We start from the raw sequence: 13,971 nt of genomic DNA, 5'->3' as shown, positions 1-13,971 counted from the left end.
GGGGCATCTGGTTGCGCTACAGCGCCCCCTGAGGCAACAATAGCTCACGGCTCCTCGAGGGCCGCATAAGAAAAGAACAAGCTGACACAAGGACATGGGGATGGACAAGTCGAGGTTGCCCGAGCCGGCGCAGGTACTGGTTCCCTTCTGGCTCAATGCCGCCACCGATGGTGCGGGTGTTGACGCGCCAGAGCCCGACGAGGGCGGTGCCGCCCCGAGCCAACGACAAGCCCAGGTCCTGCTCGTCGAGGACAACCACATCAACCAGGTCGTCGCGCTGGAATTCCTCGCGCTGATGGGCGTTCAGGCCCGCCTGGCCAGAAACGGCCTCGAAGCCCTGTCGGCCTGTGCCGAATCGGCCCCGGATCTCGTGCTGATGGACATCCAGATGCCCGGCATGGACGGCCTGGAATGCGCCCGCCGCATCCGCAGCCAGCAGCGCGAGGGCAAGCTGCCCGCGTTCCCCATCCTGGCCCTGACGGCGCATGCGCTGGATGCGGACGTGGCCGCCAGCCTCGAGGCCGGCATGGACGAGCACCTGACCAAGCCGCTGGACTTCGTCGCACTGCGCACGCGGCTGCAACGCTGGCTCCAGCTGCCCGAGCCGAACTGACGGGAGCGGGGCCAGGGTTAGACCCGCGGCCCCGCATACAAATGCCAGCGGGATCGCCCCGCACGCTTGGCGTCGTACAGCGCCAGGTCGGCCGCCTTGTACAGCCCGTCGACATCCTGCGCGTCGCGCGGATAGCAGGCGGCACCGATGCTCGCGCTGGGCAGCGTCAACGACGACTGCCCCTGAGGCAGCACCTGGGCCAGCGCCTGGGCAATACGGCGGCATACCGCTTCCGCTGCAGCCGGCTCGATGGTGTCGGGCAGCAGCACGGCGAACTCGTCGCCGCCCAGCCTGGCCGTGCGATCCGCCTCCCGCACGGCGAGCCCAAGGCAGGCGCTGACCGTCCTCAGCACCGCGTCGCCGGCATCGTGGCCCTGGGTGTCGTTGATCTGCTTGAAATGGTCCAGGTCGATCAACAGCAGGTACAGGCCCAGGCCGTTGCGCTGCGCCTGGGCCATCAGGTGGCGGAGGTCGTCGTTGAACAGGCGCCGATTCGCCAGCCCGGTCAGGCCGTCGTAATAGGCGAGCTGCTCCAGTTGCTGCTGGCTTCTCTGGAGCTCACTCGTGCGCTGCTCCAGCGCCATCGTGCGCTCGGCCACCAGCAACTCCAGCGTGCGCTGGCGCCGCCGCAGGATCAGCGTGCGCGCCTGCATCATCGCCACGAGCAGCGCAGCCACCGCCACGCCCAGGCCGATGCGAAACCACAGCATCTCGTGCCAGCGCGGCCGCACATGCAGCGGCAGCCGCAGCACCTCGGACCACCCGCCCTGCGCGCCGGCGCCGCGCAACTCCAGCACATGGTCGCCGGGCGGCAGGTTGGTGTAGGTGGCGATGCGCCGGTTCGGCTCGGTGGCGACCCAATCGGCGTCCACGCCCGGCAACCGGTATTCGTAGCGGTTGCGTTCGGGTGCGCCGTAGTCGAGCACCGAGAACTCGACCAGCAGGCTGCGCCGCTCCGGCTCGAGGGTCAGGGCTTCGTCGCCGGGAGAGGCCGGTGGCACCACGGCCCGCACACCGCCCAGCCGCACTTCAGTGATCACCAGCGGCGCCGGTTCGGCGCGGGCCTCGGGCTGACGCGGGTCCACGATGGTCAAGCCGCCGATGCCGCCGAACAGCAGCATGCCGTCGGCACTGGACGCGCCGGCATTGGTCCAGTAGGTGGGGATGCCCACCCCCTCGGCCGCACGCAGGCTGCGCACGCGCAGGCTGTCCTGCGCAATGTGGGCGATGCCGCTGTCGGTGCTCGCCCAGACGTCGCCGTTCGGCGCCAGCACCAGCGCGTCGACGCCGTTGTGCGGCAGTCCCTCGGCCAGGGTGATGCGCCTGACCTGCGGTTGGGCCTGGAGCGCCTGCGCGGCCTCCATCACGCGCACGCCGGCGCCGAAGCTGGCCACCCACAGGCGGCCAAGGCGGTCCAGCAGCATGGAGGAGACATAGCCAACGGGAAAGCCGACCCGGCCAGGTGCGTCGGGCGCCAGCCGGCTCAGCGCCATCGTGGCCGTATCCAGCCGCAACACGCCCGTGCGCGTTCCCACCCACAGCACACCGTCCCGGCCCGCGAGCAGCGCGGTGACGCGTTGCTCATCCAAGCGGCTGCCGTCCTCATGCGCCAGCACGCCCAGTTGCAGGCCATCGGCCGGGGCGACTGCCCACAGGCCGTCGAGACCGCCCAGCCAGAGCCGGCCATCCTGCATCGCCATGGCCCAGACCGACGCGGTGGGTGAGCGGCCAGGGATAGACAACCGCTGCACCGCACGGCCATCGGCCGTGGCGCGATACAGCCCGCGCTGGGTACCAAGGTAGACCACACCGTCCGGCGCACGCACCATGCTCAGCACACGGCCCGGCGGCAGCGCGGTGGCCGGTGTGGCAGCGTCGGGCCGCAACGCCGCCATGCGGCCTTGATCGGCCCTGACGACGTCGATGCCGCCGTCGCCCGTGCTGAGCCAGACACTGCCATCGGGCATGGGCAGCACGCACGGCACGTTGGGGTGGCTGATGCCGGCTGTTGCGCCGGGGCCGCCGAACCAGGTGCTGACGGTGACCTGGCGCGCGTCGTGGTGGCTGAGCCCCGTGTCGGTGGCGACCCAGAGCAGCCCGCTGCGATCCCGGTACATCGCGGCGACGTCGTCGTCGGGCAGGCTGGCCGCGCTGTCCGAGCGGTGCCGCACGCGGCGCATCTCCCAGCGACGGGTGTCGATGCGCAGGATGCCGCCACCATCAGGGGCCAGCCAGACGTCACCCGGCGCGGCCTCGGCCATCACGCGGATCGGCACGTTGCCCAGCCCCGTCGCGTCGGCGCCGGCCGCCTGCAACAAGCGATGCAATGGCACCGCCTCGGCCTCGGGCTCGATCACGAAAACGCCATACGAGCGCGTGCCGACCCAGATCCGCCGCTGGCTGTCCAGCAGCAGCCTGGCGACGAACGGCGCATGCTCTTCGGCCGGCAGCCCGACCTGCATGAAGCGATCGCTGCCGGCGGCACGGCGGAAGAGGCCCTTGTCGGAGCCCACCCACAGGCCACCCGTCGAGTCGCGCAGCAGCGCCAGCACGGCGCCATCGGGCAGGCCTTTCGCCCCAGCCAGTACCGCGTGGCGCTGCACCGTGCCGCGGCGGGTATCCAGCAGGTCCAGACCAGCACCGGTGCCGACCCACAGCTGGCCATTGCCCTCGTCGAGCATGGCGTGCACGCTCTTGCGGCTCAGCGCGGCGCCGGCCGCCAATGCGGCGATGAAACGGTCGGTGCGCGGCTCATAGCGCACCAGCCCACCAGCGCTGGTGCCGACCCAAAGACGCCGTTGGTCATCGACATGCAGCGCCTGCACGTAGCTGTCGGGCAGGGCGCCGGACGAGGCCATGTCGCTGACATAGCTGCGAAGCTGATAGCCATCCCAGCGCGACAGCCCGGACTGCGTGGCGATCCAGAGGAAGCCTTCGCCGTCCTGGGCCAGCGTGGTGAAGGACATCGGTGCGACCAGCACCTGGTGGAACACCGCATCCGAACGGGCGGCCCAAGGCGTGGGGGCGGGCTCGTTCGCCGCCATTGCGCCACCGCCCAACGCAAGCCCGAGCAGGGCGACGAAGCGCCGCCCTGTGTTGATCAGCGAGAAAAAGTGACCCATGCCGTCGCAAGGCGCATGCACGGCTGCAGCTTGCGCGCAGCGGCGCACTTCGCGCGTCCTTGACAGCCAGGATAAGGTACAAAACCACCGCGGCGCCAGGGACCACGGACTTGTTGCAGCCAGCGCCGTGAAAAGGTCCGCTCAGCCCGCCACCGGCACGTAGACGTAACCGACGTTGCGCACGGTCTTGATGACCTCCGGCTTGTCGGGGTTGCGCTCCACCTTGCGACGCAGGCGCATGACGCGCAGGTCGATGCTGCGGTCGAACACGTCCCAGCCGCGGTTGTGGGCCTGCTCCATGATCTGGTCGCGGTTCAGCGGGCGATTGGGGTGGCGCGCAAACAGTGCCAGCAGGTCGAATTCAGCGGCCGTGATGTCGATCTCGGTGCCGTCCATGCCGAAGAGCTTGCGCTGGGCCACGTCGAGCTCGCACAGGCCAAAGGCGACCCGCTCGGGATCCTCCGGTGCAAGCAAGGGCGCAGGCGCGGCCGTCACCTGCAGGCGCCGCAGCACGGCGCGCACGCGGGCCAGCAGTTCGCGCAGCTCGAAGGGCTTGGCGATGTAGTCGTCCGCCCCCACCTCCAGGCCGACGATGCGGTCGATGGCCTCGCCCGCCGTCGTCAGCATCAGCACAGCCAGGCGCGGATGGGCCTCACGCAGCGCGCGGGCCAGCGACAAACCGTTCTCGCCCGGCATGTTGATGTCGAGCACCGCCACATCGGGCACTCGCTCGGCGACGCGGGCGCGGGCCGCGGCGGCGTCCTGGGCCTGCATGACCTCGAAGCCGTTGCGGCCGAAATACTCGGCCAGCAAGGCACGCAATTCAGGCTCGTCGTCGACGAGCAGCACGGTGGGCGAAGTGTCTGACATGGCGGCGAATGATAGGCAGGCTGGCCTTGTTCGGGGCAAGGCGGCGTGGTGTTGAAACAAACGCAACACAGGCGAGCCGGCGTGAAGCGGGCTTGAAACCGGCGCGTCCGACAGTGGCGACACACCAACCGGAAGACCCCCATGCACTACCGCAGCGACAACCCCTCCACCGACTGGCCCGAAACGATGCTCGTCGGCTACCGCAGCGAAGCCTTCGCCGAGGACCTCGAACACGCCCCGGCGCCCGCGCCCCGCTGGAACCTGCTCGAGCGCCTCATCATGGCTTTGCCCATGCTGTGCGTGTTCGCACCCGTCGCCGACGCCTACCTCATCCACTGACACCGAGGCTGCCATGACCCCGCACCAGATCCACCTGATCCGCAGCAGCTTCGCGCCGCTCATGCCCCTGGCGCCCACCGTCGCCGAGGCTTTCTACGCCCAGCTGTTTGCCCGTGACCCCGCCCTGCGCGCACTGTTCCGTGGCAGCGCCATGGTCGAGCAGGGGGCGCGGCTGATGCAGATGATCGGCGCCGCCATCGACCTGCTGGACCGCCCCGCCTCGCTGAACCCCGTGCTGCTCAAGCTCGGTCAGCGCCATGCTGGCTATGGTGTCGTCGAGGCCCATTACGCCAGCGTCGGTGCCGCGCTGCTGGACACATTGGCCGCCGGCCTGGGCGACGGCTTCACGGCCGAAGTGCGCGAAGCCTGGACCGTCATGTATGGCCATGTCGCGCAGACGATGCAAAAGGGGGCTGCCGCCGAGGCGCTGGCCGCCTGACCGTCCTTATCATCGGCCGCCCAGGGAGCGCGCCGCATGACAGAGACCTTGCAATTCCATCCCACACCGGACGCCGGCGTGGGCGAACTCGGCAGCGTGCTCAAGGCGACACTGCCGCTGCTGTCGCAACTGCTGGAAGCGGTGCCGGCGCGCGTCGTCGTCATCGACGTGGACGAGCGCTTCGTCTGGGCCAACCACGAGTTCTTCAAGTTCACCGGCCTGCATCCCAAGCAGGTGCTCGGCCAGCCCATCGGCCGCATCATTGGTGACGCCGCCTATGCCGACTACGGTGCCGTGCGCTCGCGCCTGGCCAGCGGCCAGACCGTCGCGTGGGAGGGCTGGACCGAGCTGGCCGGTGCCGGCCGGCGCTATATGCGCGAGCACCTGGTTCCCGTCGACGTGCAGGGTGGCGTGCCGCAGGCCACCGTCGTCATGAGCCTGGACCTGACCGAGCTGAAGCGGCGCGACGCAGAGCTGTCGGCCAAGGTCACCGAGTTGCAGGCCAGCGAGGCGCTGAAGTCCTCCATCTTCGACCACGCGATGGCGGCCCTGGTCTCCACCGACAGGACCGGCCACATCGTCGAGTTCAACCCCGCCGCCGCGGCCATGTTCGGGCTGGCGCGCGCCGAGGCCCTGGGCCGCTCGGTATCCGACGTGATGATCCCGGCCCGGCTGCGCGCGGCCCACGAGGCGGGCATGGCGCGCGTCTCGGCCGGCGGCGAGCAGCGCATCATCGGCAAGCGCGTCGAGATGCAGGCCCAGCGCGCCGACGGCAACGAGTTTCCCGTCGAGATGGTGCTGTGGCGCACCGACGTGGCGGGCCAGGCCTTCTATACCGCGTCGCTGTTCGACCTGTCCGAGCGCCAGACGGCGCAAGGCGAGATCGAACGCCAGCGCGAAGCCCTGCGCCAGAGCGAGAAGCTGACCGCCATGGGCAGCCTGCTGGCCGGCGTGGCCCATGAGCTGAACAACCCGCTGTCCATCGTCATGGGCCGCGCGTCGCTGCTGGCCGAGAAGATGAGCGGCGACCCGCGCGCCGCGGATGCCCAGCGCATCCACGAGGCCGCCGAGCGCTGCGGCCGCATCGTGCGCACCTTCCTGAACATGGCGCGCAGCCGGCCAGCCAACCGCAGCGAGGTGGCGTTGAACGACCTGGCCACGGCCGCCGTCGACATGCTGGGCTATGTGCTGCGCAGCCACGGCATCGCCGTCACGCTGGACCTGCTGCCGGGCCTGCCGCCCGTCAAGGCCGACGCCGACCAGATCGGCCAGATCGTGCTCAACCTCATCGTCAACGCCCAACAGGCCCTGGGTGCGCGCGACAACGGCCGCCGCCTGACCGTCTCCACCGGCGTGGCGCCGATGACCGACGGCGACCGCCGCCGCACGCCGCGTGTCTGGATGCGCGTGCGCGACAACGGCCCCGGCATCGATCCCGAGCTGCGCGATCGCATCTTCGAACCCTTCTTCACGACCAAGAGCGAGGGCGTCGGCACCGGCCTGGGCCTGGCCGTGTCGCGCTCCATCGCGCGCGACCACGGCGGCGAGCTCAACATCCAGGACGAGGGCGGCGACGGCGCCTGCTTCTGCCTGCAGATGCCCGTCAGCGGCGAGCCCGAGGCCAGCGAGACCGAACCCGTACCGCTGCCGGCGACCGACGAGTGCAGCGCCCGCGTCCTCGTCGTCGATGACGAGACCGAGATTGCCGAGCTGATCGGCGAGATGCTGTCGGGCGCGGGTTATGAGGTCATGACGGCCGAGTCCGGCGCGGTGGCACTGGCGATGCTCGCCGAGGCGCGCTTTGACGCCATCGTCAGCGACCTGCACATGCCCGACATTGACGGCGCCCAGCTCTGGCGCGAGGTCAAGGCCCAGCACCCGTCGCTGGCGCGGCGCATGCTGTTCGTCACCGGCGATACGCTGTCGCCCATCGCGCGCCAGTTCCTGCAAGAGGCGCGCTGCGACAGCCTCAACAAGCCCTTCTCCAAGCCTGAACTGCTGGCACGTGTGACCGCATTGCTGCAACCATAATTGCCGCACAACACTGACGGAGACAAGGCGATGAAGCGACGCACGCTGCTGCCCGCGCTGTGCAGCCCCTGGCTGGCGCTGGCGCAAGGCAACAAGCCCCAGACCTGGATCGTTCCTTTTCCTGCCGGCGGCGGCACCGACGCCTTCGCGCGACCGCTGACCGCGCTGCTGACCCGGCAGCTGGGCCGCCAGGTGATCATCGACAACAAGGGCGGCGCGGGCGGCACGGTGGGTGCCACCATCGCCGCCAAGCTGGCGCCGGACGGCAACAACTTCTTCATGGGCGCCGTGCACCACACCATTGCGCCGTCCATGTACCCCAAGCTGGACTACAAGCTGGAAGAGGACTTCATCCCCGTGGCCCTGCTGGCCAGCGTGCCCCAGGTCATCGTCGTGCACCCGGGCCAGGTGCCTGTCAGCGATCTCAAGGGTCTGCTCGCCACGGTGCGCGCCAAGCCCGGCAAGCTGAACTACGGCTCGGCCGGCAACGGCACTTCCCACCATCTGGCCGGCGAGCTGTTCAAGCTGCAGACCAAGACCTTCATCACCCACATCCCCTACCGCGGCGCCGGCCCGGCCCTGCAGGACCTGATCGCCGGCCAGGTGGACCTGATGTTCGACGGCCTGGGCTCTTCGGCCAACCACATCAAGAGCGGCCGCATCAAGGCGCTTGCGGTCGCCGGCAAGCAGCGCGCCGTCGGCTTTCCCGACGTGCCGACGGCCGCAGAGGCCGGCGTTCCGGGCTATGAGGTGTCGACCTGGTACGGCCTGTGGGCGCCCAAGGGCACACCCAAGGAAGCGATCACCGCCATGCAGGCCGAACTGCGCAAGGCCTTCGCAACGGACGACATCCGCAACATCTGGCACGGCCTGGGCGCGGAGACGCCCAATCTCTATGGCGACGCCTTCGGGCAATTCGTCAGCTCTGAAGTCAAGCGCTGGGCGGAAGTGGTGAAGCGCTCCGGCGCAAAGATGGACTGAGCCGCGATGAACCTGTATTCGGCCCTGCGCGCCGGCTTCCCGGCGGACCTGGACGCGACCGCCATCGACGCCGACGGCCTGCTCTACAGCTGGCGCGACCTCGACAACGGCAGCGCCATGCTCGCCAACTGGCTGGGCCGGCTGGAGCTGCCCGCTGGCAGCCGCGTCGCCGTCCACACCGACAAGAGCGTCGAGAACCTGATGCTCTACCTGGCGGTGCTGCGTGCCGGCCTGGTCTACCTGCCGCTGAACCCGGCCTATCACGCGGCCGAACTGGAGCACTTCATCAGCGATGCAGCACCGGGCGTCGTGGTCTGTGCGGGCAAGCACTTCGGCTGGGTCAGCAAGCTGGCTTTCCAGCGCGGCGTGCGCTGGGTCTTCACGCTAAACGACGATCGCACGGGCACGCTGCTGGACCGCGCCGCGCAGATGCCGCTGGCTCACGAACCGGTCGAGCGCGCCGCTAGCGATCTCGCTGCCATCCTCTACACCAGCGGCACGACCGGGCGCAGCAAGGGCGCCATGCTCAGCCACGGCAACCTGCTCTCCAACGCGCAGACGCTGAAGAGCTTCTGGGACTGGAAGCCGGATGACGTGCTGCTGCACGCCTTGCCCATCTTCCACGTGCACGGCCTGTTCGTCGCTTCACATGGCGCGCTGCTCAACGGCAGCAAGATGCTGTGGTTCAACAAGTTCGACGCCGGTGCCGTGGCGCGGCGCCTGCCCGAGGCCACGGTTTTCATGGGCGTTCCCACGCTCTACGTGCGGCTGCTGCAGGAGCGCACGCTGGATTGCAACCACATCCGCCTCTTCATCAGCGGCTCGGCACCCTTGCTGATCGAGACCTGGCGCGAGTGGCAGGCCCGCACCGGCCATCTGATCCTCGAGCGCTACGGCATGAGCGAGACGCTGATGCTGACCTCCAACCCCTGCCGCCCGGAGGACGGCGAACGCATCGGCGGCACCGTCGGCCCGGCGCTGCCGGGCGTGGGCCTGCGCATCGTCGATGACGAGGGCCGCCCCTGCGCGGCGGACGAGATCGGCCATGTGCAGGTACGCGGGCCGAACGTTTTCAGCGGCTACTGGCAGATGCCCGAGAAGACGGCCGAGGAGTTCACCGCGGACGGCTGGTTCAAGACCGGCGACGTCGGCCGCGTCGGCGCCAATGGCTATCTGACGCTGATCGGCCGCAGCAAGGACCTCATCATCAGCGGCGGCTTCAATGTCTACCCGGCCGAGATCGAGGGCTTCCTGAACGAACTGCCCGGCGTCGGTGAATCGGCCGTCATCGGCGTGCCGCATCCAGACTTCGGCGAGGCCGTCATTGCCGTCATCACGCCCGACGGCCGGCCCGACCCCGAAGCGCTGATCCAGGCCCTCAAGGCCCGCATCGCCGGCTTCAAGGTGCCCAAGCGCATCCTGGTCGTGCCGGAGCTGCCGCGCAATGCCATGGGCAAGGTGCAGAAGAAGCTGCTGCGCGAGCAGCAGGCGGCGCTGTTCGCGCCGAAATAGCGGGACCCGACGGCGGGAGCCGCGGCGCACAATGGCCCGCAACCCCTGCCCCCGATGAGCGCCGCCACCCCGCCCACCGAGCCGCTCAAGCAGGCCCGCCTCCGCCGCTGGCGCGAGCGTGCCCTGCTGCTGGCGCCCGCCCTGGCCTTCGGTTCCGTCGTGCTGACGATCTGGGCCTTGGTGGGTTGGTATGCCGTCGAGAAGCCCCGTGAACTACTGGCCCAGCAGCGCCAGGAGCTGGCCACCGGCGTTCGCGCCGTCGCGATGCAGACCGAGCCCGTGCTGCGCCAGGCCGAAAGCGCGCTGCGCGTCGTCGACCTGTGGCTGTTGACGCGTCGCGCCGATGGGCAACAGGGGCTGCCGCAGGCCGACGCCATGCTGCGCCAGTTCGTCGACAGCGTGCGCAGCGGCTCGCGCCAGATGGTCGACATCGTGCTGGTGGCGCCCACCGGCCAGGTGCGCCGGCTGCAGGCGGGCGCTGAGGGCGACGACGCCAGCATCGCCGGCACCGCGGCCTTCGGCGAGATCGCCGGCCTGGTGCCCGGGGGCATCGCCCTGGGACTGCCGCTGCGCCTGGGCGGCCGCGCCGACGACGGCCGGCTGCGCCTGCCGCTGCTGATGCGGCTGTCGCGGCCCCTGGACGACTACGAGTTCGTCATGGCCACCATCGACCTGCAGCGCCTGCATGACATTCAGGGCCTGTTCGTTCCGTTGCCGCCGTCCTCCCTCGTCATGCTGCGCACCGACGGCCTGGCCCTGTCGCGCCGGCCTGAGGTGCCGGGATTCGTCGGCCGCAACCTCTTCGAGCAATTCCCCGCCGCCCGCCGCAATCTCAGCGGTGAAGAAGGTTTCTACGTCAGCAGCGGCGCGGCCACCGACGGCCGGCCCCGCACCGGCGCTTTCGTCACCCTGTCGGACTATGGCCTCAGGCTGCTGCTGTCCGGCACCGAGGAAGACGTGCTCGTGCCTTTCTGGCGCCAGCGCAGCCTGGTGGTGGCCGCCGCGGCGCTGGCCACGCTGGGCTTGGTGCTGCTCGCACGCTGGCTGGGTCAGCTGCAGCGTGCCGCGCGGCTGCGCGAAGCGACGTTGCAGGCCACCAGCAACGCCATGCCGCTGGGCCTGTTCCGCACCGACGAGACCGGCCGTATCGTCTACGTGAACGACAGCTATCTGCGCGTGCACGGCCTCAGGCGCGAGGACGTCGAGTGGGGCTGGACCACCCTCGTGCAGCCCGAGCAGCGCGACATGCTGATCCAGCGCTGGAAACACCAGATGGCCACCGGCGAGCCTATCGACATGGTGCGCAAGATGAAGCGCGGCGACAACGGCCGCATCCGCTGGATCGCGGTGCGCACGGCGCCGCTGTACTTCGACGGCCGGGTCGCCGGCCAGGCCGGCACCGTGGAGGACGTGACCGAGCGCGGCGAGCAGGAGAAGGCCCTGCAGACGCTGACCGCCATCTTCGACATGACGCCCGACTTCGTCTGCCAGGCCCGCGAGCATGGCCAGGTCACCTATCTCAACCCGGCTGCACGGGCCCGCCTGGGGCTGGCCACCGACGCGCCGCTGGGCGGCGCTCACATCGCCGACTACTTCTCGGCCGAGCAGCTCGACCGCTACGAGAAGCTGGTGCTACCCGCGGCCATGCGCGAGGGCCACTGGCGCGGCCGCATCGGCCTGCAGCTGGGCGATGCGAAGCTGCCGATGGACTGCCTCGTCATCATGCACCGTGACGTGCGCGGCCGGGTCGAGACCGTGTCGGTCATCCTGCGCGACATGTCCGAACAGCTGCGCGCCCAGCGCGAGCGAGAACGCAGCGAAGCCATGCTGCTGGCCGTCGCCCACACGGCGCGAGCACAGTTCCTCGTCGGCGACACCGAGGCACGGGTGATCTTCTTCAACGCCGCCTTCGAGGCGCAGCGCCGCGTCGAGCTCAAGGACTGGGTCGGCCGACCGCTGGCCGAGCTGTTCGGTGCGCAGGACTACGCGGCCCGCGCGCCGCTGATCGAAAGCGCCCTGGCCGGCGAAACACGCCGGCTGGATCTCGTCGAACACGGCGAACGCGACGGCCACAGCTTCGATGCGCAGTACGCACCGCTGCGCGTGCAGAGCGGCAAGATCGAGGGCCTGATCGGCATCGAGGTCGATGTGACCGAAGCCCGGCGCGAGGAGGCGCGGCTGCGGCTGGCTTCGCAGACCGACGCGCTGACCCAGGCGCTCAACCGCACCGGCTTCGAGGAGGGCGCGCGCCGCCTGCTGGCAGCACCACCGGGCCAGCGCCTGGCCCTGCTCTACCTCGACCTGGACAAGTTCAAGCCTGTCAACGACCTGCACGGCCACCCGACGGGCGACGCGCTGCTGAAGGCCGTGGTGCTGCGCCTGCGCCATGCGTTGCGCCCGGGCGACCTGGTGGCCCGTCTGGGCGGCGACGAATTCGCCGTGCTGTTGCCGCAGGTGCACGAGGCCAGCGACGCCGCCACCGTGGCCGGCAAACTGCTGCATGCCCTCTCCACGCCCTATCACATCGGTGAACTGGAGCTGGAGATCGGCGTCAGCATCGGCTACTGCGTCGCGACGACGGGCGCCGTCAGCCTGGAGCAATTGGTGGCTCAGGCTGATGCCAGCCTCTACGAAGCCAAACGCGCCGGCCGCGGCCGCTGGCGCGGCGGCGAAATCTAGGCCCGCCTAAACAGCCACGCCGTTCTTGATCTCGTCCAGCGCCAGCTGCAGCACGCGCGCATCGCTGCTGGCGCGGTGGCGGGTCAGGCGCTGTCGCTGCCGCACGACTTCGGTGACACCTCGCCAGCGCTGGGCTTCCTGCTCGTCGAGCAGCCGGCGCAGGTCATCCAGGCGAAAGTTCTGCCGCATGCCCGCGGCGTCGTAGAGCCGCGCCAGCCAGGGGTAGTCCTGGCCCCAGCCATCGCAATAGACGGTCTGGCCGGCCAGCCGCTGATTGAGCTGCTCGGCCATCCAGCGAACCGGTCTGCCATGGCGCCGCAGCAGTTCGCGGCTGATGCCGTGCAGGGCCTCGGCGCTGGTGTCCCAATGCTGCCAATCGGGCTCGGGTGTGACCAGGCCACAGAACAGCCCGCCGTCCACCGCGACGAATCCGACCTCGATCGGGTAGCTGCCGCGGCCGAAGCCCGAGGCCTCGATGTCGAGAATGGCCGGCAGTTGCATGGGCTGAGTATCAAACGGCCGGATGCGCAAATTACACAGGGTTGTCGCCGAGTGGTTTTAAACGCTGCCTAGCCCGGCTCGTTCTCAATGACCTGTTCGTTCTCGAACAGCTGCAGCGCCGCGCGCCCGACCTGGCGCGTGTCCCAATAGGCATAGGCGCCCACTCCCGCTGCGCCGATCAGCGGCACCCAGCGCGACAGCATCCGGCTGGCGGCCTTCTTGCCCAGGTGCACGCCGATGGCCTCGGCCACGCGCTGCAGCAGGACTTGGGCGGCCGGGCGCACGACCACACGCTCGCCGACGCGCACCGTCAGGTCGCGCAGGGCCTGCGCAGCCGTGTGGCGGAACAGGCACCACAGCATCTGCGCGGGACCGAGGTCGGCGCTGCGGCCATAGAGGGCGGCGATGTCGGCCACCAGTTGGCGCTGGATCTGCCAGACGGCCAGCATTTCCGGCGCGATGGTGGCCCAGCCCAGCGGCCCCGGCGGCAGGGCCAGCGTGCCGGCGGCCAGGCCGGCCTTGGCTGCCGCGCCCTCGATGGCGCGCGCCGCCGCATCCCGGGGCCGCGCGCTGGGCGTGCATCCGGCGTCAGGCGGCTGCGCCACCAGCGCCAGCACCCGTTCGCCCAGGTTGGCTTGCGTCTCCATGCCTTTGCTCCAGTGCCGCGAACTGCACACCATGTGCACTGTCCCTTGCGCGGCATCAAAGATTCGCACAGTTTCACATCCTCGTGCCACTTCTGTTCCAGATGAAGTCTGGCGACGGACGCTCAGAAGGCACTGCAGCATGACAACTGGCGGTAGTTGTTGGCTTTTCGCGGCGGTAACGCTGCTAAAAACGCCTTGCGCGGCGCCGCCCTGAAGGAACAGACTCTGGGGCACGGA

11 protein-coding genes are annotated in these 13,971 nt (G+C 69.7%); 7 read left to right on the top strand and 4 right to left on the bottom strand.

The features are described 5' to 3' along the window. The first annotated feature begins 100 nt into the window (after positions 1–100). A complete protein-coding gene (locus tag ASC95_RS05515) occupies positions 101–613 on the top strand; it encodes a response regulator (protein WP_057296715.1) in 513 nt (170 codons plus the stop codon). A 17-nt stretch (positions 614–630) separates the two neighbouring features. On the opposite strand, the gene ASC95_RS05510 is transcribed toward ASC95_RS05515, so the two are convergent. Beyond that, positions 631–3,735, bottom strand: a complete 3,105-nt coding sequence (locus ASC95_RS05510) for a ligand-binding sensor domain-containing diguanylate cyclase (protein WP_057296714.1) — start codon at positions 3,733–3,735, stop codon at positions 631–633. A 141-nt stretch (positions 3,736–3,876) separates the two neighbouring features. Then, positions 3,877–4,605, bottom strand: coding sequence for a response regulator (locus ASC95_RS05505; RefSeq protein ID WP_057296713.1), 729 nt, complete (start codon positions 4,603–4,605; stop codon positions 3,877–3,879). 141 nt (positions 4,606–4,746) lie between these two features. Here ASC95_RS05505 and ASC95_RS05500 point away from each other — a divergent pair, with 141 nt between their 5' ends. Genes ASC95_RS05500 through ASC95_RS05475 form a run of 6 tightly spaced genes read left to right on the top strand, consistent with a single transcriptional unit; the run spans position 4,747 to position 12,586 of the window. Continuing rightward, positions 4,747–4,944 (top strand): hypothetical protein, encoded by a 198-nt coding sequence (locus tag ASC95_RS05500; RefSeq protein ID WP_057296712.1) that lies wholly within the window; start codon positions 4,747–4,749, stop codon positions 4,942–4,944. A gap of 13 nt (positions 4,945–4,957) precedes the next feature. Next, positions 4,958–5,383, top strand: coding sequence for a globin family protein (locus tag ASC95_RS05495; protein ID WP_057296711.1), 426 nt, complete (start codon positions 4,958–4,960; stop codon positions 5,381–5,383). A gap of 36 nt (positions 5,384–5,419) precedes the next feature. Beyond that, positions 5,420–7,414, top strand: a complete 1,995-nt coding sequence (locus ASC95_RS05490) for a PAS domain-containing sensor histidine kinase (protein ID WP_057296710.1) — start codon at positions 5,420–5,422, stop codon at positions 7,412–7,414. A gap of 30 nt (positions 7,415–7,444) precedes the next feature. Continuing rightward, positions 7,445–8,395, top strand: a complete 951-nt coding sequence (locus ASC95_RS30395; RefSeq protein ID WP_057296709.1) for a tripartite tricarboxylate transporter substrate binding protein — start codon at positions 7,445–7,447, stop codon at positions 8,393–8,395. 6 nt (positions 8,396–8,401) lie between these two features. Continuing rightward, complete coding sequence (locus ASC95_RS30390; RefSeq protein ID WP_057296708.1) at positions 8,402–9,907, top strand: malonyl-CoA synthase; 1,506 nt, start codon at positions 8,402–8,404, stop codon at positions 9,905–9,907. Between the two features lie 54 nt (positions 9,908–9,961). After that, positions 9,962–12,586 carry a diguanylate cyclase domain-containing protein gene (locus tag ASC95_RS05475; RefSeq protein ID WP_057296707.1) on the top strand — a complete coding sequence of 875 codons (2,625 nt, stop codon included), beginning with the start codon at positions 9,962–9,964 and terminating at the stop codon, positions 12,584–12,586. 6 nt (positions 12,587–12,592) lie between these two features. On the opposite strand, the gene ASC95_RS05470 is transcribed toward ASC95_RS05475, so the two are convergent. Both ASC95_RS05470 and ASC95_RS05465 read right to left on the bottom strand, forming a co-directional pair. Further along, positions 12,593–13,087: a hypothetical protein gene (locus tag ASC95_RS05470; protein WP_057296706.1), complete on the bottom strand. Its 495-nt coding sequence runs from the start codon at positions 13,085–13,087 to the stop codon at positions 12,593–12,595. A gap of 68 nt (positions 13,088–13,155) precedes the next feature. Continuing rightward, positions 13,156–13,734 (bottom strand): hypothetical protein, encoded by a 579-nt coding sequence (locus ASC95_RS05465; RefSeq protein WP_200960071.1) that lies wholly within the window; start codon positions 13,732–13,734, stop codon positions 13,156–13,158. Positions 13,735–13,971 lie beyond the last annotated feature (237 nt).

The sequence above is a fragment of the Pelomonas sp. Root1217 genome (assembly GCF_001425705.1).
Lineage (GTDB): Bacteria > Pseudomonadota > Gammaproteobacteria > Burkholderiales > Burkholderiaceae_C > Pelomonas.
The sequence above is the reverse complement of the archived record's forward strand: the minus strand, read 5'-3'. Positions and strand labels throughout refer to the sequence as shown.

Coding starts and splice junctions, on each gene's coding strand:
- ASC95_RS05515 (WP_057296715.1), top strand. CDS start 101: ATGGACAAGTCGAGGTTGCCCGAGCCGGCGCAGGTACTGGTTCCCTTC.
- ASC95_RS05510 (WP_057296714.1), bottom strand. CDS start 3,735: ATGGGTCACTTTTTCTCGCTGATCAACACAGGGCGGCGCTTCGTCGCC.
- ASC95_RS05505 (WP_057296713.1), bottom strand. CDS start 4,605: ATGTCAGACACTTCGCCCACCGTGCTGCTCGTCGACGACGAGCCTGAA.
- ASC95_RS05500 (WP_057296712.1), top strand. CDS start 4,747: ATGCACTACCGCAGCGACAACCCCTCCACCGACTGGCCCGAAACGATG.
- ASC95_RS05495 (WP_057296711.1), top strand. CDS start 4,958: ATGACCCCGCACCAGATCCACCTGATCCGCAGCAGCTTCGCGCCGCTC.
- ASC95_RS05490 (WP_057296710.1), top strand. CDS start 5,420: ATGACAGAGACCTTGCAATTCCATCCCACACCGGACGCCGGCGTGGGC.
- ASC95_RS30395 (WP_057296709.1), top strand. CDS start 7,445: ATGAAGCGACGCACGCTGCTGCCCGCGCTGTGCAGCCCCTGGCTGGCG.
- ASC95_RS30390 (WP_057296708.1), top strand. CDS start 8,402: ATGAACCTGTATTCGGCCCTGCGCGCCGGCTTCCCGGCGGACCTGGAC.
- ASC95_RS05475 (WP_057296707.1), top strand. CDS start 9,962: ATGAGCGCCGCCACCCCGCCCACCGAGCCGCTCAAGCAGGCCCGCCTC.
- ASC95_RS05470 (WP_057296706.1), bottom strand. CDS start 13,087: ATGCAACTGCCGGCCATTCTCGACATCGAGGCCTCGGGCTTCGGCCGC.
- ASC95_RS05465 (WP_200960071.1), bottom strand. CDS start 13,734: ATGGAGACGCAAGCCAACCTGGGCGAACGGGTGCTGGCGCTGGTGGCG.